Annotated in this window: 19 protein-coding genes; 18 read left to right on the forward strand and 1 reads right to left on the reverse strand. The window is 52.9% G+C overall.

Features of this window, described 5'->3' with window-relative positions; genetic code table 11:
* Nucleotides 1-74: 74 nt before the first annotated feature.
* The 11 genes from NSU01_RS07740 to NSU01_RS07790 are packed head-to-tail and all read left to right on the forward strand — an operon-like array spanning nt 75 to nt 10,257.
* Nucleotides 75-599, forward strand: coding sequence for a GNAT family N-acetyltransferase (locus NSU01_RS07740; protein WP_042134532.1), 525 nt, complete (start codon nt 75-77; stop codon nt 597-599).
* A complete protein-coding gene (locus NSU01_RS07745) occupies nt 596-1,477 on the forward strand; it encodes a transporter substrate-binding domain-containing protein (protein WP_076242442.1) in 882 nt (293 codons plus the stop codon). The genes NSU01_RS07740 and NSU01_RS07745 overlap by 4 nt, the downstream gene beginning before the upstream one ends.
* Before the next feature lie 35 nt (nt 1,478-1,512).
* A complete protein-coding gene (locus tag NSU01_RS07750) occupies nt 1,513-2,295 on the forward strand; it encodes an amino acid ABC transporter permease (protein ID WP_042233466.1) in 783 nt (260 codons plus the stop codon).
* Nucleotides 2,295-3,005: an amino acid ABC transporter permease gene (locus NSU01_RS07755; protein WP_039301120.1), complete on the forward strand. Its 711-nt coding sequence runs from the start codon at nt 2,295-2,297 to the stop codon at nt 3,003-3,005. The genes NSU01_RS07750 and NSU01_RS07755 overlap by 1 nt, the downstream gene beginning before the upstream one ends.
* Entirely contained in the window at nt 3,002-3,754 is a 753-nt protein-coding gene (locus NSU01_RS07760; protein WP_039301123.1) for an amino acid ABC transporter ATP-binding protein, read from the forward strand. The genes NSU01_RS07755 and NSU01_RS07760 overlap by 4 nt, the downstream gene beginning before the upstream one ends.
* Before the next feature lie 11 nt (nt 3,755-3,765).
* Nucleotides 3,766-4,788, forward strand: coding sequence for an LLM class flavin-dependent oxidoreductase (locus tag NSU01_RS07765; RefSeq protein WP_076242443.1), 1,023 nt, complete (start codon nt 3,766-3,768; stop codon nt 4,786-4,788).
* Nucleotides 4,785-5,984 (forward strand): amidohydrolase, encoded by a 1,200-nt coding sequence (locus tag NSU01_RS07770; RefSeq protein WP_076242444.1) that lies wholly within the window; start codon nt 4,785-4,787, stop codon nt 5,982-5,984. The genes NSU01_RS07765 and NSU01_RS07770 overlap by 4 nt, the downstream gene beginning before the upstream one ends.
* Entirely contained in the window at nt 5,977-7,158 is a 1,182-nt protein-coding gene (solA, locus tag NSU01_RS07775) for an N-methyl-L-tryptophan oxidase (RefSeq protein WP_076242827.1), read from the forward strand. The genes NSU01_RS07770 and solA overlap by 8 nt, the downstream gene beginning before the upstream one ends.
* Nucleotides 7,155-7,646: a DinB family protein gene (locus NSU01_RS07780; RefSeq protein WP_039301132.1), complete on the forward strand. Its 492-nt coding sequence runs from the start codon at nt 7,155-7,157 to the stop codon at nt 7,644-7,646. The genes solA and NSU01_RS07780 overlap by 4 nt, the downstream gene beginning before the upstream one ends.
* A gap of 29 nt (nt 7,647-7,675) precedes the next feature.
* Nucleotides 7,676-9,013: an LLM class flavin-dependent oxidoreductase gene (locus NSU01_RS07785; protein WP_042134539.1), complete on the forward strand. Its 1,338-nt coding sequence runs from the start codon at nt 7,676-7,678 to the stop codon at nt 9,011-9,013.
* A gap of 5 nt (nt 9,014-9,018) precedes the next feature.
* Nucleotides 9,019-10,257 (forward strand): amidohydrolase, encoded by a 1,239-nt coding sequence (locus NSU01_RS07790; protein ID WP_083705119.1) that lies wholly within the window; start codon nt 9,019-9,021, stop codon nt 10,255-10,257.
* 96 nt (nt 10,258-10,353) lie between these two features.
* On the opposite strand, the gene NSU01_RS07795 is transcribed toward NSU01_RS07790, so the two are convergent.
* Nucleotides 10,354-11,358, reverse strand: coding sequence for a substrate-binding domain-containing protein (locus tag NSU01_RS07795; RefSeq protein WP_076242445.1), 1,005 nt, complete (start codon nt 11,356-11,358; stop codon nt 10,354-10,356).
* 380 nt (nt 11,359-11,738) lie between these two features.
* On the opposite strand from NSU01_RS07795, the gene NSU01_RS07800 reads away from it, so the two are divergent.
* From NSU01_RS07800 to NSU01_RS07830, 7 genes are all read left to right on the forward strand, one after another.
* Complete coding sequence (locus NSU01_RS07800) at nt 11,739-13,490, forward strand: histidine kinase (RefSeq protein WP_076242446.1); 1,752 nt, start codon at nt 11,739-11,741, stop codon at nt 13,488-13,490.
* A 3-nt stretch (nt 13,491-13,493) separates the two neighbouring features.
* Nucleotides 13,494-15,122: a helix-turn-helix domain-containing protein gene (locus NSU01_RS07805; RefSeq protein ID WP_042134545.1), complete on the forward strand. Its 1,629-nt coding sequence runs from the start codon at nt 13,494-13,496 to the stop codon at nt 15,120-15,122.
* 75 nt (nt 15,123-15,197) lie between these two features.
* On the forward strand, nt 15,198-16,127 hold the full coding sequence (locus NSU01_RS07810) for an ABC transporter permease subunit (RefSeq protein WP_042134547.1): 930 nt from the start codon (nt 15,198-15,200) through the stop codon (nt 16,125-16,127).
* Between the two features lie 12 nt (nt 16,128-16,139).
* Nucleotides 16,140-17,018, forward strand: a complete 879-nt coding sequence (locus NSU01_RS07815; RefSeq protein ID WP_076242447.1) for a carbohydrate ABC transporter permease — start codon at nt 16,140-16,142, stop codon at nt 17,016-17,018.
* An 83-nt stretch (nt 17,019-17,101) separates the two neighbouring features.
* Nucleotides 17,102-18,676 carry an ABC transporter substrate-binding protein gene (locus tag NSU01_RS07820; RefSeq protein WP_076242448.1) on the forward strand — a complete coding sequence of 525 codons (1,575 nt, stop codon included), beginning with the start codon at nt 17,102-17,104 and terminating at the stop codon, nt 18,674-18,676.
* A 42-nt stretch (nt 18,677-18,718) separates the two neighbouring features.
* Complete coding sequence (locus tag NSU01_RS07825; protein WP_076242449.1) at nt 18,719-20,440, forward strand: glycoside hydrolase family 66 protein; 1,722 nt, start codon at nt 18,719-18,721, stop codon at nt 20,438-20,440.
* Between the two features lie 5 nt (nt 20,441-20,445).
* Complete coding sequence (locus NSU01_RS07830; protein WP_076242450.1) at nt 20,446-22,074, forward strand: alpha-glucosidase; 1,629 nt, start codon at nt 20,446-20,448, stop codon at nt 22,072-22,074.
* Nucleotides 22,075-22,152: the final 78 nt, after the last annotated feature.

Here is a 22,152-nt window from a genome sequence, read left to right on the forward strand (position 1 = left end):
AGTGATAAAGTTAATTGCATATAATCACCACTAAACAGATAGGGATTATCTAAATTGAGAAACGGGGGCATGAAATGAGCGAGGTATACCGGCAGGCCGTAGAGAAGGACGCCCAACAGCTGCTGGATGTGACCTATCGTGCCTATCAGCTGATCCGCGAGCTTGGACTGCACTGGCCGGCGGCAAACGCCGATTTGGCTCTAATTCAGGATAACATCGCCACCAATGAGTGTTATGTGCTGGAGATCGACGGCAACGTGGAGGCGACGATCACCCTCTCGAAGAGCGGAGAGGTCAAGGCGGTAACTGATCTGCCTTTTGTGAAATGGTTCGCAGTGAATCCCGAGCGCAGCGGCAAAGGTTACGGCGGCAAGCTGCTCGACTGGGTGGAGGAGCATATTATTCACGGCAAGCTGGGTGCTCCCGCTGTAACCCTGGCTACGGCACAGAAGCATCCCTGGCTGGTTCCCATGTATGAACGCCGGGGGTATGAACGGATTCTGGAGCTGGATGCGCAGAATGGCGACGGCATTATGTATTTGATGAGAAAGACACTTACCGCTCAACCATACTACAACCTAAAGGGGATAGAGAGATGAAGAAGACCATTTCGCTCACAACTGCATTGGCATTGACGCTGGTGATCGCCGGCTGCGGCAACAATAACGCTGCAAACAGCAGTAGCAGCGGGAATGTGGCGGAAGCAGCACCGCAGACCAGTGCGGAGGCAACGACTGCAGCCGCAGAACCGGCAGAGGTGACCAAGATCGTGGTGGGCACAGGCACCGCTTTTCCGAATGTCTGCTTCATTGACGAGAACGGCAAGCTGACCGGGTTCGATGTAGAGCTGCTCAAGGAAATTGACAGCCGTCTGCCGGAGTATGAGTTCGAATTCCAGACGATGGACTTCAGCAATCTGCTGCTGAGCCTGGAGACCAAGAAGATTGATCTGGTAGCCCATGTTATGGAGAAGAACCCGGAGCGGGAGCAGAAGTATTCTTTTAACAAAGAAGCTTATGCCCACTGGAGAAACCGCATTATTGTAGCCAAAGGCAATGATTCGATCCAGACGCTGGACGATCTGCAAGGTAAAAAGGTGCTGACAGGCGCAACCAGCGCACAAGCGCAAATTCTCGAGAATTACAACAAGGAGCACGGCGCGGATTCGATCAAAATTGTCTATCAGAACGGTGCAGCCAACGATACGGTGAGCCAGATCGACTCGGGCCGTGTGGATGCCACGCTCGCTGCGGATTTCGTACTGCCGATTATTGATCCGCAGAGCAAGCTGCAGGCAGTAGGTGCTGAGCTGTCCTCCGCTGACATTCTGTATGTGTTCCGCAAGGATGATGCCCCGTCGCAGAAGCTGTCGGATGCCATCGACGGAGTGGTCGCAGAGCTGAAGGCAGACGGCACGCTGGGCAAAATAAGTACGCAGTGGCTGGGAGCTGACGTCACCACATCCGCGGTTCAATGATGAGGCTGCCGTTATAGCGGAGAAGGAGGGGCAGGATGGGAGCACCGTTTGATCTTAGTTTTGTATTCTCTTTTCTGCCTAAGCTGCTGACTACGCTGAGCACAACACTGCTGATCGTAGCCTGCTCGCTGCTGGCAGGTGTGATTGTCGGATTTATCATTGCCCTTCCCCGCCTGTATAAGGTGCCGGTCCTGAAGACCTGCGCAGAGGTGTACATCTCATTCTTCCGGGGGACGCCGATTCTGATCCAATTGTTCCTGTTCTATTACGGTCTGCCCGAGGTGCTGAAGCTGGTCAATCTCGATATGACGCGGACGCCGGTGCTGGTATTCGTAATTCTGACCTACGGCCTGCATACGGGAGCTTTCATGTCGGAGATGATCCGCGCTTCGGTAACGGCTGTCGATAAAGGCCAGGTGGAAGCGGCTTACGCCACGGGAATGACCTCTTATCAGGCTTTTACCCGGATCGTATTACCCCAGGCGCTGGGGATTGCCATTCCGGTGTTCTCGAACCTGGTCATTGCGCTGCTGAAGGATACTTCGCTTGCGTTCACGCTGGGCGTGATGGAGATGACGGGTAAGGCGCAGACTTTGGGCAGCGTGACCCAGCATTTTATTGAAACTTATATTGCACTTGCACTCATCTATCTCGTGATCAGCTTTACGATCGAGAAGCTGCTGCTGGTGGCGGAACGCCGGTTACTCCGGCATGAAGACCAGGGCAGTCCGGTGAAGCGGAAATTCAGCCTGCAGAAAAAAGCGTCCTACCGCCATATCATTGCGGACATGGGACCGGGTAAAGGAGGCGGCGCGTAATGAAGCTGGACCCATCGTTTATCTGGACGGCGTTCCTGCAGATTCTGGGAGCCATTCCTACAACGCTGTATATCACGGTGGTCTCGGTATTGGCCGGTTTCGCGATTGGAATTGTGGTGGCACTGGTCCGGATTTATAAAGTACCTGTCCTGTATCCGCTGGCGGTGGGGTATGTCACCTTCATCCGCGGTACCCCGATGCTGACGCATCTGCTGCTGATCTATTTCGGGCTACCGATGATTATCGACGGGCTTGCTGTACAGTTCGGATGGAGCTTCCGCTCGGTATCGATTCCGATGATCGGCTTCGCCTACATTTCCTTCTCCATTACAGCAGGAGCCTATATGTCCGAGGTGGTCCGTTCCGGCCTGCTGGCGGTGGACCGCGGTCAGATCGAAGCTGCCCATTCCATAGGGATGAGTACTCCCCAGGCGCTCCGGCGGATCGTATTCCCCCAGGCGCTGGCGGCGAGCCTGCCCAATCTGTCGAATTCCGTGATCGGAATGCTGCACGGGTCTACGCTTGCTTTTACCGTATCGGTCGTGGATATCAATGCCCAGGCGCAAATCGTAGCTTCGACAAACTGGAAATTCTTCGAGGCGTATCTGGCGGCGGCGCTGATCTTCTGGGGGCTGACCTTCCTCATTGAGCGGGCCACCGCCTTGATCGAAAAACGGATAAATCTGTATAACCGGGGTGGAGTCGCATGATTAAGCTGGAACGTATATCGAAGTCTTTCGGGCGCCATCAGGTGCTGAACAATATTGATCTGAAGGTGTCCAAAGGGGAAGTTGTCGTCATTCTCGGCCCCAGCGGCTCCGGCAAAACAACCCTGCTGCGCTGTGTGAATTATCTGGAGAAGCCAAGCGGCGGCGAAATTTCGATCGGTGAGTTCAAGCTGGACTGCCGGCATGCCCGCAAAAAGGATATTCACCAGCTGCGGCAAAAAACGGCCATGGTCTTCCAGCAGTACAATCTGTTCCGCCACAAAACGGCGCTGGAGAATGTGATGGAAGGGCTGCTGATCGTCAAGAAGCTTCCGAAGGAGGAAGCACGGAAGAGAAGCATCGCACTGCTGGAAAAGGTCGGCTTAGGAAGCAAGCTGGATGCCTATCCAAGCCAGCTGTCCGGCGGGCAGCAGCAGCGGGTCGGCATAGCCCGGGCACTGGCGCTGGAGCCGGAAGTGATTCTGTTCGACGAGCCGACCTCTGCACTCGACCCGGAGCTGGTAGGCGAAGTGCTTGCGGTGATCCGCAAGATTGCCAAGGAAGGGATAACGATGATTGTGGTGACGCATGAGATGGGTTTTGCCCGCGATGTGGCGAACCATGTGGTGTTCATGGACGGCGGCGTGATTGTCGAAGAAGGCACACCCACCGAGGTGTTCAACCATCCGCGTGAAGAAAGAACCAAGCAGTTCCTGAAGCGGATTACGCCGGAGCTGAACTATTCCATCTAGGAGGCATAACTATGGCGATTACAATCAGCGTTTTGGATCAAAGCCCGATTTATCCGGGAGAGACGCCGGAGGAGGCCTTCCAGCATACAGTCCAGCTGGCGCAGCTGTCGGAGCGTCTCGGCTTCCGCCGGTTCTGGGTATCCGAGCATCATGATTCCGAGCAGGTGGCCGGATCTTCACCGGAGGTGCTGATCTCGCATCTGCTGGCCAAGACGGAGAGCATCCGCATAGGCTCCGGAGGGATTATGTTGCAACATTATAGCCCGTACAAGGTGGCGGAGAACTTCAACGTGCTGGCTGCGCTGGCCCCGGGCCGTGTAGACCTGGGCGTCGGGCGCGCTCCCGGCGGGCTGCCGCGCAGTACGCAGGCGCTGCAGCAGGGGGGCGGCGAGGCTCCTTCATTGACCGATAAAATCATAGAGCTGGAGAAATATGTACATAACCGGCTGGAGGAGGATCATCCGCTCACCGGGCTGAAGGCTGGCCCGCTGCCGGGAACTCCGCCGCAGCTGTATGTACTGGGTGCAAGTGTCGCCAGCGCCGAAATCGCTGCGGAATTGGGGCTGCCGTATGTATTCTCTTTGTTCATCGGCGGCGATCAGGCCGTTGCCCTGGAAGCGGTGCGTGCTTACCGCAGCGGCTTCAATATCAGCAGCGGGAAGGAGCCGCAAGTGATCATCGCGCTGGCTGTAATCGTGGCCGATACGGAAGAGGAGGCCAAAGAGCTGGGCGGAGCGCATAAGCTGATCCGCATTCACCTCGCCAGCGGGAAGAAGCTGACGGTGGCTACCCGCGAGCAGGCGGAGGAGTTCACCCGCCAGAGCACGGAGCCCTACACCCTGGAAGAGCGGGAGCCTGAGGTTACCAAAGGAACGAAGGAATCGGTCCGCGGACAGCTGCAGGCGTTGGCTGAGGCGTCCGGGGTAGAGGAGTTCATTGTAACGACCAACGTGCAGCCCTTCGATAAGCGGCTGCGTTCTTTCGAACTGCTGGCTGAAGCGCTCGCCGGGGTTCCGGCGGAGGCCTCATCATGACAAGCACAGCTGCAGAATCCGCTGCACAGGCAATAAATACATTACCGTTCAATGAGCGGCTGGCCCAGATCCGCCGTCATCTGCACCGGCATCCTGAACTCTCTAATGAAGAATATGAAACTACGAAATATATCACCTCCTTGCTCAAGCAGGCAGGAGTGAGAATAGTGGATTACGGGCTGAAGACCGGAGTGATTGCCGAGATCGATGGCTTGCAGGGCGGTCCGGTGATTGCCCTGCGGGCCGACATTGATGCATTGCCGATTCAGGAAGAAACCGGGCTGCCTTATGCCTCACAGGTTCCGGGCAAAATGCATGCCTGCGGGCATGACTTTCATACGGCTGCGCTGCTGGGGGCGGTATATCAGTTGAAGGCGCAGGAAGACAGCCTCAAGGGAACGGTCCGCTTCTTGTTCCAGCCTGCCGAGGAGAAAGCCAAAGGCGCGCAGCAGATTATCGCTGCCGGAGCGCTGGATAATGTCCGCGCGGTCATCGGGATGCATAATAAGCCGGATCTGCCGGTAGGGACCATCGGTATTAAGGAAGGTCCGCTGATGGCAGCCGCTGACGGTTTCATCGCGGAGGTCCGCGGGTTCGGAACCCATGCGGCAGTGCCGGAGGCCGGTATAGATCCCATCGTGGCGGCCTCGCATATCGTAACGGCGCTGCAATCCATCGTCAGCCGGAATGTGAGCAGCCTGAACAGTGCTGTCATCAGCGTTACGCAGATTCACAGCGGGAACTCGTGGAATATCATCCCGGAGACGGCGGTGCTGGAAGGGACGATCCGTTCTTTCGATGAAGCGGTGCGCAGCAGAGTGCTGAAACGGTTCGAAGAGGTGGTGGCAGGTGTTGCGGCCGCACTGGGGGCGGAAGCCAGCGTGCGCTGGATCGGCGGACCGCCGCCGGTTATCAATGATGTGCTGCTGGCCCGGCTGGGAGAAGAAACGGCTGCGAACCTGGGCTACACCTCCGTGAAGCCGGTGCCCTCACCGGCCGGGGAGGATTTCGCCTTCTACCAGCAGGCGGTTCCCGGTTTATTTGTCTTCACCGGCACGGCCGGAAGCCGGGAATGGCATCACCCGGCGTTCGATCTGGACGAAGCGGCTCTGCCTGTAGGTGCCGGATTCTTCAGCAGCCTGGCGGTACGGGTGCTGGAGCATTTCGCGGCTGAAGGGGGTGCGGATCATAGCTGACCATCCCGTATATGATGTGATTATTGTCGGTGCAGGCTCGATGGGCATGAGCGCGGGTTATCATCTGGCCCGGCGCGGCGTGAGGACGCTGCTGATCGATGCTTTTGATCCGCCGCATACCGAAGGCAGCCATCACGGGGAGACCCGGCTGATCCGGCATGCCTATAGCGGAGATCCGGCCTATATTGACCTGGCACTACGTGCCCAGGTGCTATGGGAAGAAGCCGAAGCGGAGAGCGGGACGGAGCTGCTTGTCCCTTCAGGCGTGCTCAATCTGGCTGACAGAGGCGTGTATTCCTTCGCCGGCCGCCTGGAGGAAGCGCATAAGCGTAAGGTGCGGGCCGAGCAGCTGGATGCGGACGAAATCCGCCGCCGCTGGCCGGCGCTGAACGTTCCAGAATCCTTCGAGGCGATGTATGAGCCGGATGCGGGTTACCTCTATAGCGAGCGGTGCATAACAGCTTACCGGCAGCTGGCGCTGGCTCACGGTGCGGAGCTGTTGACGAATACAAACGTGCTGAATGTGACCGCCCGCGAAGGGAGTGTCACGGTTCATACGAAGAACGGTGATTACCATGGAGCGGCTGCTGTTCTCAGCGCCGGTGCCTGGTTTAAGTCATTATCACCCTTTGTCAGCCTGCCGATTAAAGCCATCCGCAAGGTAGTGGGCTGGTTTGGGAGTACGCCGGACTTCGAGGCCGGGAGGTTCCCCGGCTTCACGCTGGGTGCTGAGGAAGGCGGGTTCTACGGCTTCCCCGGCATCGGCGGGGCGGGACTGAAGATCGGCCGCCATGATACAGGCGAGGAATGGAGGCCTGGCGAACCGCTGGCACCGTTCGGCAGTCTGGAGAGCGATGAAGGCGACCTTCGCCGTGTGCTGGAGGCTTACATGCCCGGCGCAGCAGGGAAGCTCCTTAGAGGGTCCGTCTGTAAATATGAGCATACACCGGATGAGGATTTCATTATTGACCGCCACCCGGCCTACAGCAATGTGCTGCTGGCCGGAGGCTTCTCGGGACATGGCTTCAAATTCTCCAGCGTGGTCGGGGAGATCCTCGCGGATTTGGCCGTGCAAGGACATACGAAGCTGAATATTGCGCCATTTGCGCTGTCACGCTTCCCTGCCGGGCCTGACCAGCCGCAACCGAAACTTATATTGGAGGAGATCGAATGAGCAGTGTGGAGCTAACAGAGTACTTGAATACGCACGGGCAATTGGTGCAGGCACTGGAAGGCTTATCAGATGAGCAGCTGAAGTGGAAGGCGGAGCCGGCCAGCTGGAGCGTAACCGAGGTGCTGTCACATCTGGCTGATCACAGCATCGTGGTCTCCTTCCGTATCCGTGATATTCTGGCGGATACGAAGGTGCAGCTTCCGGCATTCAATCAGGATGCCTGGGTCAGCGGGCAGCACAGCAATCAGGGTAAGGCGACAGACAGCCTGGAGCTGTTCCGCAGCCTGCTGCATTACAATAGTCTCCTGCTCGGAAGACTGAGTGCCGCAGAATGGGAGAAAAGCGGGATTAATGTCAAGGGAGACACCATCCGGATTGCTGATATTGTCCGCAGCTTCACCGCCCATGTGCAGACCCATCTGGCCCAGATCCAACGGATCAGGCAGGGAGCGGAAGCCGGTCTCTCTGCACAGCAAGCCACTTTGTAATGAATACACAACCTTGAGGAGGAATGAACATGACTAAACCGAGACAATTGAAGCTGGGGGCACTGCTGCACGGGGTTGGAGGAAGCACCTCCATGTGGCGTCATCCCGATGCGAAGCCTGATGCCAGTGTGAACTTTGAGTTATACAAGGAATGGGTGCGCAAAGCAGAGGAAGGCAAGCTGGATCTGATCTTCATTGCAGATGGTCTGTTCATCAATGAGAAGTCGATCCCTCATTTCCTCAACCGCTTCGAGCCGCTAACGATTCTTAGTGCACTGGCGGCGGTCAGCAGCCGCATTGGTCTGGTAGGTACCTTGTCTACCTCCTACAGCGAACCGTTTACTGTGGCCCGGCAATTTGGCTCGCTGGATGTCATCAGCGGCGGACGGGCCGGCTGGAATGTGGTGACCTCACCGCTTGAAGGCTCAGCTCTTAACTACAGCAAGAAGGAGCATCCCGATCATGGCAAGCGGTACCGCATTGCCGCCGAATATCTGGAGGTAGCGCGCGGGCTGTGGGATTCCTGGGAGGATGATGCGTTTGTCCGCAATAAGGAGACGGGCGTCTTCTTCGATCCGGAGAAAGTGCACACGCTTGATCACCAGGGTGAATTCTTCTCAGTGAAGGGGCCACTGAATATCGCCCGCTCGAAGCAGGGGCAGCCGGTTATTTTCCAGGCAGGGTCCTCAGAGGTCGGCAAAGATTATGCCTCGAGCGTAGCGGATGCCGTCTTCACGGGTCATGACACGCTGGAGTCTGCCCAGGAATTCTATAAGGATGTGAAAACCCGCGTAGCTTCGTTTGGGCGCAATCCCGAAGAAGTGCTGATCTTCCCTGGAATAGCACCGATTCTGGGAGCTACCCCTGAGGAAGCGGAACGCAAATACCAGGAGGTTGCCGGTCTGGTGACGATCGAGAATGCGCTGAACTATCTGGGCAGATTCTTCGAGCATCATGATTTCTCGCAGTATCCGCTGGATGAGCCCTTCCCGGATGTCGGTGATCTGGGCCGGAACAGCTTCCAGAGCGGTACGGACAAAATCAAAAAGGATGCCAAAGAACAGGGCTTAACTCTGCGGCAGGTAGCCTTGCAGTCTGCTACGCCTCGCAGCAGCTTCATCGGCACGCCGGAGCAGGTGGCTGATCAGATTCAGACCTGGTTCGAGGCCGGAGCAGCCGACGGCTTCATGCTGGCAGCCGCCGTGCCGAACGGACTGGAGGAATTTGTGGATCAGGTCGTTCCGATTCTGCAGGAACGCGGACTGTTCCGCACCGAATACGAAAGCGATACGCTGCGGGGTAATCTCGGACTGCCAGTTCCGGCGAACCGTTATTCTAAGGCTTCTGAACCGGCAGGGCAGGTGTGACGCAAATGCAGTCCGGTGCAGACCGTCTGAAACCGGATCTTGAAGCCATGATGAAGTATGCCGGCGGGCTGGAGGCGGAGCTGATCGCGATCCGCCGTGATCTGCACAGCCATCCGGAGCTGCTCTACGATGTGGCCCGCACTTCCGGCAAGGTTGCCGAACTCCTCGAATCATGGGGCATTGAGGTGCGGCGGAATGTGGGCCGGCATTTCGGGATGGGAGTCACCGGGACGCTGCGGGGAACGGCAGGGAGCGGACCGGTAATTCTGCTGCGGGCGGATATGGACGCGCTGCCGGTTGCTGAGCTGAATGAGGTGGACTATAAGTCCAGGAATCCTGGTGTTATGCATGCCTGCGGGCATGACGCCCATACGGCGATGCTGCTCGGGGCCGCGCAGACCCTGGCGGCATTCCGCCATCAGCTGAGCGGCACGGTGGTCTTTGTCTTTCAGCCGGCGGAGGAAGGCGCAAGCCGCAGTTCGCTGGACGGGCGCCTGCTCTCCGGCGGCAGGGATATGATCGAAGACGGCATTCTGGAAGGTGTGGACCAGTGTTATGCGCTGCATGTGATGCCGGAGCTTGCCGTTGGTACGCTGGGCATTCATCCCCGGTATGCCATGGCGGCCTCCAGCCATTTCACCGTGAAATTCCGGGGCACCGCCGGACATCACAGTGCGCCGCATGAAGCGGTAGATGCTATACAGATGGCGGCACGGTTTGTTACCGAGGTGAACGGGCTGATGGCGAGTGGGATCAATCCGTCGGAAGCGGCGGTGCTGGCCTTCGGCACACTGCGTGCTGGAACAGCAATCAATGTCATTGCTGAGCACAGTGAGCTGACCGGCACCTTCAGAGCCTTCACGAAATCAACCGTCAGCCGGATTACGGAAGGACTGAAGCGCCACGCTGCAGCGATAGCCTCGGCTTATGGCGGCAGCAGCAGCCTGGAGCTGCGCGAAGGCATTGCCGTGGTGAACGACGGCTTGGCCGTTCAGCAGATGCTCGGCGCAGCGCGCAAGGTGCTGGGAGATGAGCAGGCGTATCTGCTGGAGCAGCCGAGCCTGGCCGGGGAAGATTTCGGCTGGTATCTCGATCAGGTGCCCGGGGCGTTTGCCTTTATCGGCTGCGGCAATGCGGAACGGGGGATAACCCATGCGCTACACCAGCCCCGGTTCAACATTGATGAGGCTGTGCTGGTACAGGGCGCCAGAGTATTGGTGAGGCTTGCTGTCGAGAGAGATTAAATCAGGTATATACAGGAAAAAGGCTGCTCCTTTCGCCAATACGGCGTTAGGGGCAGCCTTTTTATTTTTCCGAAAGAACGGGTTACATGTCCTTGGTCAGGTAATTGCCCGAACGGATTGCCTTTCCACAATGGAGTGGGTACAGATTTGACTCTTCGCAGGCTCCCCTGTTTCAATCATGCCGATCAGCTTCTCGGAAGCGATCATTCCAATGTCATATAGCGGCTGGCGCACGGTAGTCAATGGCGGATTGACCATCCGGGCTAACCGGAGATCGTCGTATCCCATGATGGAGATATCTTCAGGCACATTCATTCCATGCTTCGTAACGGTGGAAAGGGCACCAATCGCCATTTCGTCACTGGCCGCGAAGACAGCAGTAACCTCCGGTGTTCTCCGTAATATGGCTTCCATGGCTCTACAGCCGCTTTCGTATGAAAAGTCTCCATATACGAGGTAACGGCTATCAAAGGCGATACCTTGTGCTTCCAGCGCTTTGCGGTATCCTTCGATCCGTGGAGTTCCGGCGATGGGATCGCCCTTGGTTCCGCTGATCATGCCGATTCTGCGGTGGCCTTTGGTGATCAGATAATGGACAGCGTCATAGGCCGCCTGATAATCATCGACCTTCACATAAGGTACGTTGGCAAAATCCGTTTGGGAAGAGACCAGCACCACTGGAACTTTCATGCTCTCCAGCATGTCATAATACTCTTTCTTGAGCACTTCACTGGAAAAAATAATCCCGTCAACCTGCTTCTCGCGCAGCAGCTGCAAATACTTCAGCGTACGTTTGCCGTCCTGATCGGTGTTACAGACCATCACACTGTAATTGCGGTCATGGACGAATTCGTCGATTCCGTGGAGCAGATCGGAGGAGAAGGCGCTCGACACATCAGGAAATAACACGCCGATGGTTTGGGTACGCTTGTTAATCAGTCCGCGGGCGATAGCGTTCGGCTGATATTTAAGCTCTTTGATGGTCTGATCTACCTTTTGCTTCGTTTTATCTGAATATCCGCCTAAGTTATGCAGAACCCTTGAGACGGTGGCAATGGATACGTTCGCCTTTTGGGCAACATCTTTAATTGTGGGATTCATAGACTCTCCTACCTGTCGTTTAGCAGTAAACGCTTACTGAAAATATAAGTTCTTGCTTTTTCTTTGTCAACCGGAATTAAACATTATGTAAAATAAGCATTGACAAGGAAAAATAAACGAGATAACTTTTATAGTAAGCGTTTACGTAATGGGGATTTAGGATTGTAGGTACAAAAATACATAACTTACATTCAAGTGAACGTATAAATTCACACCATAGATTTTTTTGGAGGAGGTGGGGAAGATCTTATAAAGGTATGTTTTTTGCATATTTGAGTAAACGTTTACGTTAAAAGAAAAACAATTCTTGTGAAAAAAATTCATGGGATAAGGGTCACTGAGGTGACTCTTTCTTATATTAAGTTATAGAAAGGAGCATTATGAAAAACAGGAAAAACTCACTGGGTGTAAAACTGATTCAGCTGTCTGCTGCAATAACGATTCCGCTCCTCGCCGTTCTTTTTGCCGGGGGATATTATGCCAAGGGAATTGTGCTCGACCAGGTATCCAGATCCTATCAGAATCTGGTCAACTCCAATCTTAAGATGATGGAGAGCAGTCTGGAGGACATAACAATTAATCTGGTCGATATTGTCGATCATGATGTGAATTTTCTTCAATTGAACCAGCCGGGGCTGACAGAATCCGAATATTATTTTGCCCGTATGGGGATTATGCAGAGAAATCAGGCCTACCAGGCCTATTACCATAGTGTGGACATGTTTTATCTGTACTCCGGCGTTAATGATACCTTGACACTATCCAATGTATTAGGAACGACAGAGGATGATATGGACCGGATAAGAGATTGGATTACGAGAAACGTTCAAAATGAAGATCATCTGGAGCCGCTTCAGTACAAATGGACGATCGTTAAAATTGCCGGAGATTACTATTTAAACCGGACCGTCAGCAATAATCTGGGCAATACCGCCTGCATTGGCGCTCTGATCCGAATCGACTCTATGCGTTCACCGCTGGGCAATCTGAACCTGCAATCGGGCGGTGATGTGCTTATTGTGGATAATGCAGGGAATATCTTAACCCGTCCTTCGGCATCCATGGGCTACGACTTCAAGCTGCCGGGTGAGAAGATGAATCTGAATTCTTCCTTTTCTTTTACACATGATGGCCTGAAGTGGTTTGTGGTGTCCAGCCAGTCATCCGCCCTGGGAATCAATCTGTCTGTGGTCATCCCCGCTTCCGAGCTGCTCCAGGGACTCAATACCTTCCAGACGATTATTAATGTACTGCCCTTTATTATTTTGCTCATTTTACTGGTTTACTTATATTATTTCCGCCGTATGGTCATCCGCCCGATTCTGGATCTGCTGAGCGGCATTCACCGGATTCGCAACGGCGCCATGGAAACCAAGCTTCCCGATTCTAACCTGGTGGAGTTCCAGGCGCTGAATCAGGCCTTTAATAATATGGTTGTAGAAATTCAAGATCTGAGAATTGATATCTATGAGGAACGGATCAATGCGCAAAAAGCTGAAATGAAGCATTTGCAAATGCAAATTAATCCGCACTTCTTCTTGAACACGCTCAATATTATTTTTCAGCTTGCCGATCTGAAACGTTTCGAATTGGTCAAAAAGACAGTACGGCATCTGGTGCAGTATTTCCGCTTTATGCTTCAGGTCAAGGATAACCGCATTACTTTGGGTCAAGAGCTTGAACATCTCCGCAATTACCTTGAAATTCAAAAGTTGCGCTACCAGCAGTCGTTTGAGTTTCAGATCACCATAGCCGAAGAGCTTAGCCGTGCCTCCATACCCTCCTTGATGGTACAGCCCTTTGTAGAAAATGCCATGCTTCACGGCATAAGTCTGAAAGCCGGGATCTTTCATCTGGAGATTTCGGCTGGTCTCTCAGCAGAAGCAGCCGGTACCATGATCATTGAAATCGCGGATAACGGAAAAGGCAGCAGTGCAGAGAAGCTGCGGGTGCTGAATTCGCCGGATTACAACCCGGCCACAGATGAAGGGCATATCGGGATCTGGAATGTGAAACAAAGGCTGGCGATGATCTATCAGGGGAGAGCCGAAATTCACTTCAGCAACAATCAGCCGGCCGGATTCCGTGTGCGGCTTAGCCTGCCTATTGAATATACAGAAGGAGAACATTGAGAGATGCGATTATTGATTGTAGATGATGAACAATTCGCTGTGGAGGGGCTGCTCTACTGCTGCGACTGGAAGGCGTATGGGATTGAAGAGGTCTTGACGGCGAACAGGGCCGACAAGGCAAGGGAGCTGCTGAATAATCACAGAATAGAATTGCTGGTTTGCGATATTGAAATGCCGGATGAAGACGGACTTTCCCTGGTTGGCTGGGTGAGGGAGCACTCTCCCTGGACGGAATCGATTTTTCTGACCTGCCATTCCGAATTCTCCTATGCCAAGAAAGCTGTTAACCTCGGGAGCTTTGATTACTTGCTGAAGCCTGTTGACACGGATGAGCTGTTGTCTGCCGTATCGGGAATGATGGCTGCTATCCGCGAGAAGGAAGAGTATGAGTCCTATAACCAAATGTATCATAAGTATCTGAATCTGTGGCAACAAGAAAAGCCGAAGCGTGTGGAACGTTTCTGGCAGGATTTGTTGTCCCGCAGCATCCTGTCGTTCGGGGATTTCTTTGATAGGGAGCTGGCGGGTGCGGGGATAGGGTTGAATCCTGAGGATCAGGTACTTCCGATTCTGATCAGCATTGAGGAGTGGTCCAAACCGCTCAGCCCGCGTGATCAGGAAATCATGGAATATGCGGTGAAGAAAGCAGCGGAGGAATGTTTCACAGAAGAGCATCCGGGGGAGGCCGTCACCGATAAAAGCGGAGTTTTGTTCATTCTGCTGTATGCCGGAGGTGTGGAGGGAGAGCATGCAGCTAAGAAGGTTAGCATTCAGCAGCTCACGGCCATAGGTAAACGTTTTATCAAAGCTTGCCAGGAGTTGTTCTACAGCATCGTAACCTGCTATGTCGGCTCGTTCAAACCCCTGCAGGAGCTGCCGGGAATGTGCGAAAGTCTAAAGATCATGGAGCGTGACAATATCTCCCGGACCCAATCCGTACTCTTATACTTACCGCAGGACCAGATATTATTATCACCTGATTCTAATTCGGAGGATATCCTGCTGGATGATCTGATCTCTTATATGCTGAACGGCAAACGTGAGTCCGCTGTGCAGTTCATTCATAATCTGGCAGAGAAGCTGGAAGCCAATCCTTGCTTTCAGGGAAGACATCTGGACGCCCTGCATCAGGATACCCTGCAGATTATCTACCACTTCCTGCAGGTAAGAGGAATCAATGCGGGAAGCATAGTCCTGTTTACAGACTGGACAACCGCTAGGATACGGGGACTGCTTCAATACAGGCATTGGGCGGAAGGGATCGTATCGGCGGTCATGGAGGCGGAATTCGAGCGGCAGGAGAAGGGCGGTGTGATTGAGCGGTCCATCCGCTACATTCAGCAGCATGTGGAGGAAGAGATCTCCAGGGCCAGTGTCGCTGATTATGTGGGCTTGAACCCGGCTTACCTCTCCAGGCTGTTCAAGAAAGAGACCGGCCAGATCCTTATCGATTTCCTGATTTCAGTGAAGCTGGACCGCACCCGCGAGCTTCTGGACACCACGGATATGCCGGTCAGCGCAATCGCGCAGCAGGTAGGCTACAGCAATTTCTCTCATTTTACCAAAATGTTCCGCAAGCAGTTCAACGTCAATCCACAGGAATACCGCAAGGTCACAAAACGAATAGACTAAGGTTATAAAAACGGCAGAGCAGCTGCAGGCAACTCCTTATAATGAAGCCATAACCCAATAAGAAGGTGTGGAACTATGGCTTCGGAAAGCAACTCAAAATGGAAAAGCATATGGAAGTACAGGGCCTTGGTCGTGCTGGCTCTGCCTGGTGTGCTGCTGATGCTGATCAATAACTACCTGCCCATGTTCGGTATTTTCCTGGCCTTCAAGGACCTGAATTATACGGCAGGAATATGGGGCAGCAAATGGATCGGACTGGACAACTTTAAGTTTCTGTTTGCTTCGAACGACGCTTGGCTGATCATCAGGAATACCTTGCTGTACAACCTTAGCTTCCTGATCATCAATACGATACTCGCTGTGATGCTGGCACTTCTCCTTAACGAGGTCAAAAATAAGTTCGCCTCCAAGTTCTTTCAGAGCACAGTAATCCTGCCCAATTTCATTTCCATGGTCATTGTCGGCTATATCGTCTATGGATTTCTGAATCCGGAGCTGGGATTCATCAACAGATTCATTCTGGAGCCCTTCGGGATAGATCCTAGAAACTGGTATGCGGAAGCAGAGCATTGGCCTTATATCCTGACCCTTGTTAACACCTGGAAGGGTGTGGGTTACTCGGCCGTCGTCTATCTGGCAGCCATTGTCGGAATAGATTCTGAATATTATGAAGCAGCCGTCATTGACGGGGCCACACGCTTGAAGCAAATGACGAAAATTACAATTCCGCTGATTGCACCGATCATTATCATCATGACACTGCTGGCGATCGGCCGGATATTTAACGCTGACTTCGGTCTGTTCTATCAGGCAACCATGGCCTCCGGCATGATCAAAGAGACAACGGATGTTATCGATACCTATGTATACAGGGCGTTAATGGTTACCGGTGATACGGGACTCGCCTCCTCGGCAGGGCTGCTGCAATCGGTGGTTGGCTTTACACTTGTCATTACTGTCAACCTGGCCGTCCGTAAATTCAGCAAAGAAAATGCTTTGTTCTAGAAGGAGGACACCATGGAGAAAAAACGAACTAATCCCTTTATCCTTATCGTCCTGTCATTGTTCAGTCTTGCCTGCCTGATCCCGTTCTGGCTTGTATTTATGATCTCGGTTGCTGATGAAGACTGGGTGACTGCGAATGGATACAGCTTCTGGCCCGGCAAATTCAGTCTTGTCGCTTATCAGTATTTGTTTGAAGATGCCGGGAAAATATTGCGGGCTTACGGTGTGTCTGCCTCGGTAACGCTCATTGGAGTTGTCATCAGTCTGTTTGTGACTTCGGCCATGGCTTATGCATTGTCGCGGAAAGAGTTCCCGCTTAGAGGTGCCCTGAGCTTCTACATCCTGATCACGATGCTGTTCTCGGGCGGCTTGCTGCCCTGGTATCTTGTCTACACCCGGTTCCTGCATGTTCAGGATACGCTGATGGCGCTTATCATTCCGGGTCTGATCGGCGGCTTCAATGTGATCATCATGCGGACCTTCTTCACGAACAGCATCCCGCCTTCCCTGATTGATTCCTCTCAGATCGACGGGGCAGGTGAATTCCGGACATACTTCAGCATTATTCTGCCGCTGTCCTTGCCTGTAATGGCTACAATCGGGTTATTCACCACCGTATCCTACTGGAATGACTGGTTTACAAGCCTGGTCTTCATCCAGAATGAGAAGCTGTTCTCGCTGCAATATCTTTTGACCAAAACCTTAATGAACGCTTCGTTCCTGCAGACGATTGCCAATAAGGCTTACAGCTCAACCGCACAGGTCACAACGCCGCTTGAATCCATCCGGATGGCGATGGCGATGATTGCAATCGGACCGCTGGTGCTGGTATTCCCTTTCCTGCAAAAGTATTTCGTCAAAGGACTTACCGTAGGCGCTGTGAAAGGCTGATCCCGGTATATGACCGGATTAGTATAAGCAAGTTCAGAATGATGAGGCAGAATACAGAAGGATTCCAGGGAGGTCTACTATTTATGAAGTGGTTGAAAAAGAGTTCTGTTGTATTGACATCGCTTGTGCTGACTTCAGTTGTAGTAACCGGCTGCGGCGGGAATAATGCTGCAAATTCACCGGAGGGCACAGTCCAGCCGGGAGGTGCGGCCAGCTCCGGATTGAAGCCTTACGAAGTGGTAATGGTATTCCCCGATGCGCCGCAAAATGATAATCAGCGGGTACAGGATGCGATGAATGATTATCTGAAGAAGACTTATCCGGAAATGAACATGAAGGTAAAGCTGAATCCTATCGACTGGGGTGCCTGGAGTGATAAAACGAACCTGATGATGGCCTCCGGCGACAAAATGGACCTGCTGTTTACGGCGGATTGGCTCGGGTTCCAGCAACAGGTGACCAAAGGGGGCTTGCTGCCGCTGGATGAGCTGCTCGCTAAATACGGCCCGGACATCGAAGCTGTAGAGAAGGACTATCACGGGCCGGCTAAACGCGGCGGCAAGCTGTACGGTATTCATACCCACCAGGAGCTGGGCGGTGCACAAGGGGTCTACTTGAACAAAGAGCTTGTGGACAAGTACAACTTTGATCTGACTGCACTGAAGTCTGGTAAAGTCGAGGATCTGGAGCCCATGCTTCAAACCATCAAGGAGAACGAACCGGGGATTACGCCTTTAGTGGCACCGAGCTTTCCTCTCGAAGCTTACTATTCATCCACGAATTTGGATTCTATAGTGAGTATTGCAGCGATTAACACCGTGGGAACAGTGGCAGATGATTATACAGTCATCAATTCCTACACGACTCCGCGGTATCTGGAGCTTGCCAAGCTTACCAACAAATGGTACAAGGCAGGATACATTAACAAGGATGCACTGACACCTGGTCTGGATGCCTGGAAGAAGATTCAAGCGGGTAAAGGCTTCGCCTTTGTCTCTGATATGGATATTATCGCGGATATGGAGATCGGCAAAGCAGCCGTATCACCGAATGGTTCGATTAAAGCGGGCCGTGAGATGCTGCAAATTCCGCTCAATATTGACCGTTTGCAGACAGGGAAAATGACAGCAACCATGTATTCGATTGCAAAAAGCTCTGAAGATCCGGAACGTGCCATGATGCTGCTTAACCTTTTCTATAAGGACAAGGAATTGCTGACCCTCTTCAACTTCGGGATTGAGGGAACCCATTATGTGCTCAAAGACGGACAAATTGCGCTGCCGGAAGGCAAAACTACAGATAATGTCGGCTACTATCACGATATTATGTGGCAGCTCGGCAATCAAATGCTCAACTATACCCGTGTAGGCGAGGATCCGAATAAATACCAGAACTACGAGAAGTTCAACGAACAGGTTTCTTCTAATCCTTCACGGATATTTGGATTTGTCTTCGATCCGGAGCCGGTAAAAAATGAATTGATCTCGATCGACAACGCCAACAAAACCTTTGTTGACGGTCTGAAGTCCGGTCAGCTCGATCCGGAAGAGTCTCTTCCTAAAATGCTGGAAAAACAAAAAGCGGCTGGAGCAGACAAAGTACTCGCGGAAGTGCAAAAGCAGCTGGATGCCTGGCTGGCTGAAAACGGCAAGAAATAAGCGGAATGGCTAAGCTCAATCTACATGGAATGGAGTATTCATATGGACAATGGCGTATTGACGCATATAGATATATATCCAGATCAGGCCCAGTACAAGACCGGTCAATCAGGCAGCACTATCATTGAAGTGGAGACCCGGGAGAAAGCGGTTCTGCAGCTGGTTGTCGGCTTCTACAAGCTGGAGCAGCAGGTTGCTGAAGAAAGACTTAGCATCCTTACGGAACCAGGCTTGAGACAAAAAGTGTCCGTTCCCTTGTTCACTGAAGCTACAGAGTGGGCGGGTTATGGGGTCAAGGCTGCAGTTCTCTGCAATGAAGCTGTAGTCTCAACCGCATATACCTCATACGATATTGCCGATCATTGGGGCCGGGCGCCGCGGTATGGATTTCTAAGCGATTTCCGGAGTGAAGAATCCGGAAACACCCGTGACGTCGACAGCATGAACAAATTCCACTTGAATGTCATACAGTTCTATGACTGGATGTACCGGCATGATGATCTGGTTCCAAAAGAGGATGAATTTATTGATCCGATGGGCCGGACGATGTCCTATAAGGTGGTCCGTGAAAAGGTCACAGCCGTACACGATAAAGGGATGGCGGCCCTGGCCTATGGAACGGTATATGCAAGTCTTAAGGACTTCTTGCAGGAGCGTCCGGAATGGGGACTGTATAACCGCCAGGGAGAACCGTTTCAATTAATAGATCTGTTCTATATTATGGATATTACACCGGATTCGCCTTGGACCGATCATATTGTTGAACAGTTCCGTCAGGCCGTACAGGCTGGATTCGACGGAATTCATATGGATCAATATGGTTTTCCGAAGAAAGCTGTGCGCCGGATCGGGGGGAAAGAAGAACAGGTCGATTTGGCGGAATGTTATCCGGCACTGATCAACCGGACCCATGCGGCCGTAAAGGAAATCAAGGTAGAGGCCGGGGTTATTTTCAATAATGTGGGCAATTACCCTATCAACAAGACGGCTTCGGCGGATCAGGAGGCGCTTTATATTGAAGTATGGCCGCCTGTAGTCCGGTTGCGTGAGCTCAAAGGACTGATAGATAATGCGCGCTCACTGGACCCGCACAAGCCGGTGATCCTCTCCGCCTATCTGCCCTCCTTCTACCCGGAAGCCGGACATGACAAGGAATGGGCTGAGAACGGGGCACTGCTGACGATGGCCTCCATATTCGCCAGCGGGGGATATCACCTCTTGCTGGGTGAGGATCATGGAATGCTGACCATGCCCTACTATCCCGATTATGCAGTGATGCGGCCTGAATTTGCCATTGAGGTCAGACGTTACTATGATTTCATCGTGCGTTTTGGAGTGCTGATACATGATGCGCAATTGGAAGATGTGTCTTATACCTATACAGCCGGGGTTAACACCGAGATTACCTTCGAAGGCAATGTGCCTTTTGCACCGAACGGAGATATTGATTCTGTCTGGACGATCATTAAGCGCAAGCCGGGTTATCAAATCCTGCAGCTGATTAATCTTGCCGGGCTTGAAGATGATTATTGGGAGCATGGCAAGAAACAGCGGCCTGAAGCTCAAAATGGTGTAGTGTGCACACTATTAATCGAACAGCCGATTGAATGCATTTACACGGCCAGCCCGGATGATCAGGCCCAGGAAGTGATTGTCCTGGATTACGAGGTGGTTCCGCACGGGCAAGGACTTGCGGCCAGATTCACTTTGCCGTCCCTGCGCATCTGGTCCATGGTTGTAGTTAAATTTAGCATACAGGAGTGAATGGGTTGAACAATACGAAATGGTGGCAGACCGCTGTAATTTATCAGATATATCCCCGAAGCTTTCAAGACAGCGACGGGGATGGAATCGGCGATCTCCGGGGGATTATGAGCAGGCTGGACTATCTGGAGCAGCTTGGCATTACCGCAATCTGGCTTAGTCCCGTATACAAATCACCCAATGACGATAACGGCTATGATATCAGCGATTACCAGAATATTATGACCGAATTCGGAACCATGGATGACATGGATGAATTAATCGAGAAGGCCAGGCAGCGCAATATCCGGATTATTATGGACCTGGTCGTCAACCATACCTCGGATGAGCACCCATGGTTCATTGAAGCCCGTAAAGGAAGGGATAACCCGTACCGTGACTATTATATCTGGCGTGACCCGGTCAACGGCGGCGTTCCCAATTCCCTGCGTTCAACCTTCAGCGGATCGGCCTGGGAGCTTGACGAAGTCAGCGGCCAGTACTTTCTGCACTTATTCAGCCGCAGGCAGCCGGATCTGAACTGGGAGAACAGCAAGGTCCGTCAAGAGGTATGGGACATGATGAATTTCTGGCTGGATAGGGGCGTCGGCGGATTCCGCATGGATGTGATTGATCTGGTCGGCAAAATTCCCGATCAGGAGATCACTGGAAATGGTCCTAAGCTTCATGAATATCTGCAGGCGATGAACCGGGAGACCTTCGGAGCGCATGATGTTCTGACGGTGGGAGAGACCTGGGGGGCGACTCCGGAAGTAGCCAAGCTCTATTCCAATCCGGACCGCAAGGAGCTGTCGATGGTGTTCCAGTTCGAGCACATCGGTCTGGATCAGCAGGACGGGGGAGAGAAGTGGGATCTGAAGCCCCTGGATGTAAGCGAATTGAAGCAGGTGCTGGCGAAATGGCAGACCGAGCTGGGGAACGAGGGCTGGAACAGTCTATTCTGGAACAATCATGATTTGCCGAGAATTGTATCGCGCTGGGGCAATGATAAACAGTACCGTGTGCAGAGCGCCAAAATGTTCGCCATTCTTCTGCATTTGATGAAGGGCACGCCTTACATTTATCAGGGCGAGGAGCTCGGAATGACTAATTATCCGATTCAGGATATCAGCGAAGCGCAGGATATTGAGGCTATCAATATGTATCATGAACGGATCGGTCAAGGCTATGCCAAGGAAGCTATCATTCATTCCATTAATGTGAAGGGAAGAGATAATGCCCGGACCCCGATGCAATGGGATGTTACCCGTAATGCAGGATTTACAGCCGGAGAGCCATGGCTGCCTGTACATCCGAATTATAAGGAAATTAATATGGAGGCAAATCTGAAGGACCCGGATTCTGTGTTCCATTGCTACCGTAAGCTGATTGAACTGCGGAAGAACAACCCGATTGTGGTATGGGGTGATTTCGAACTGGTGACCGGCGTGCCGGATCAAGTGTTCATGTACTTCCGCCGCTATGAAGGACAGACCTGGCTGGTGACGGCCAACTTCAGCGGGGAGCCAATCACGCTGGAATTGCAGGAGCTGGGTCAGGCCGGGTTCATCATCGGCAACTATCCCAGAGATGATGTGGACTTTAAACAATTGCAATTACAGCCTTACGAAGCTTTTGCTGTCATACTCGCATAGACACCAAACAAGGATGCGCCCTTATGAAAAGGGAGGCATCCTTGTTGTCTTTGTTGTCTTGCTGACCTCACACCGTCA

It is taken from the genome of Paenibacillus sp. FSL H8-0259 (genome assembly GCF_037963255.1).
Classification (GTDB): Bacteria; Bacillota; Bacilli; order Paenibacillales; family Paenibacillaceae; genus Paenibacillus_AQ; species Paenibacillus_AQ phytohabitans.

What these genes read in the sequence shown, in the direction of transcription:
- NSU01_RS07740 (WP_042134532.1), top strand. Translation starts at nt 75, where the DNA reads ATGAGCGAGGTATACCGGCAGGCCGTAGAGAAGGACGCCCAACAGCTG.
- NSU01_RS07745 (WP_076242442.1), top strand. Translation starts at nt 596, where the DNA reads ATGAAGAAGACCATTTCGCTCACAACTGCATTGGCATTGACGCTGGTG.
- NSU01_RS07750 (WP_042233466.1), top strand. Translation starts at nt 1,513, where the DNA reads ATGGGAGCACCGTTTGATCTTAGTTTTGTATTCTCTTTTCTGCCTAAG.
- NSU01_RS07755 (WP_039301120.1), top strand. Translation starts at nt 2,295, where the DNA reads ATGAAGCTGGACCCATCGTTTATCTGGACGGCGTTCCTGCAGATTCTG.
- NSU01_RS07760 (WP_039301123.1), top strand. Translation starts at nt 3,002, where the DNA reads ATGATTAAGCTGGAACGTATATCGAAGTCTTTCGGGCGCCATCAGGTG.
- NSU01_RS07765 (WP_076242443.1), top strand. Translation starts at nt 3,766, where the DNA reads ATGGCGATTACAATCAGCGTTTTGGATCAAAGCCCGATTTATCCGGGA.
- NSU01_RS07770 (WP_076242444.1), top strand. Translation starts at nt 4,785, where the DNA reads ATGACAAGCACAGCTGCAGAATCCGCTGCACAGGCAATAAATACATTA.
- NSU01_RS07780 (WP_039301132.1), top strand. Translation starts at nt 7,155, where the DNA reads ATGAGCAGTGTGGAGCTAACAGAGTACTTGAATACGCACGGGCAATTG.
- NSU01_RS07785 (WP_042134539.1), top strand. Translation starts at nt 7,676, where the DNA reads ATGACTAAACCGAGACAATTGAAGCTGGGGGCACTGCTGCACGGGGTT.
- NSU01_RS07790 (WP_083705119.1), top strand. Translation starts at nt 9,019, where the DNA reads ATGCAGTCCGGTGCAGACCGTCTGAAACCGGATCTTGAAGCCATGATG.
- NSU01_RS07795 (WP_076242445.1), bottom strand. Translation starts at nt 11,358, where the DNA reads ATGAATCCCACAATTAAAGATGTTGCCCAAAAGGCGAACGTATCCATT.
- NSU01_RS07800 (WP_076242446.1), top strand. Translation starts at nt 11,739, where the DNA reads ATGAAAAACAGGAAAAACTCACTGGGTGTAAAACTGATTCAGCTGTCT.
- NSU01_RS07805 (WP_042134545.1), top strand. Translation starts at nt 13,494, where the DNA reads ATGCGATTATTGATTGTAGATGATGAACAATTCGCTGTGGAGGGGCTG.
- NSU01_RS07810 (WP_042134547.1), top strand. Translation starts at nt 15,198, where the DNA reads ATGGCTTCGGAAAGCAACTCAAAATGGAAAAGCATATGGAAGTACAGG.
- NSU01_RS07815 (WP_076242447.1), top strand. Translation starts at nt 16,140, where the DNA reads ATGGAGAAAAAACGAACTAATCCCTTTATCCTTATCGTCCTGTCATTG.
- NSU01_RS07820 (WP_076242448.1), top strand. Translation starts at nt 17,102, where the DNA reads ATGAAGTGGTTGAAAAAGAGTTCTGTTGTATTGACATCGCTTGTGCTG.
- NSU01_RS07825 (WP_076242449.1), top strand. Translation starts at nt 18,719, where the DNA reads ATGGACAATGGCGTATTGACGCATATAGATATATATCCAGATCAGGCC.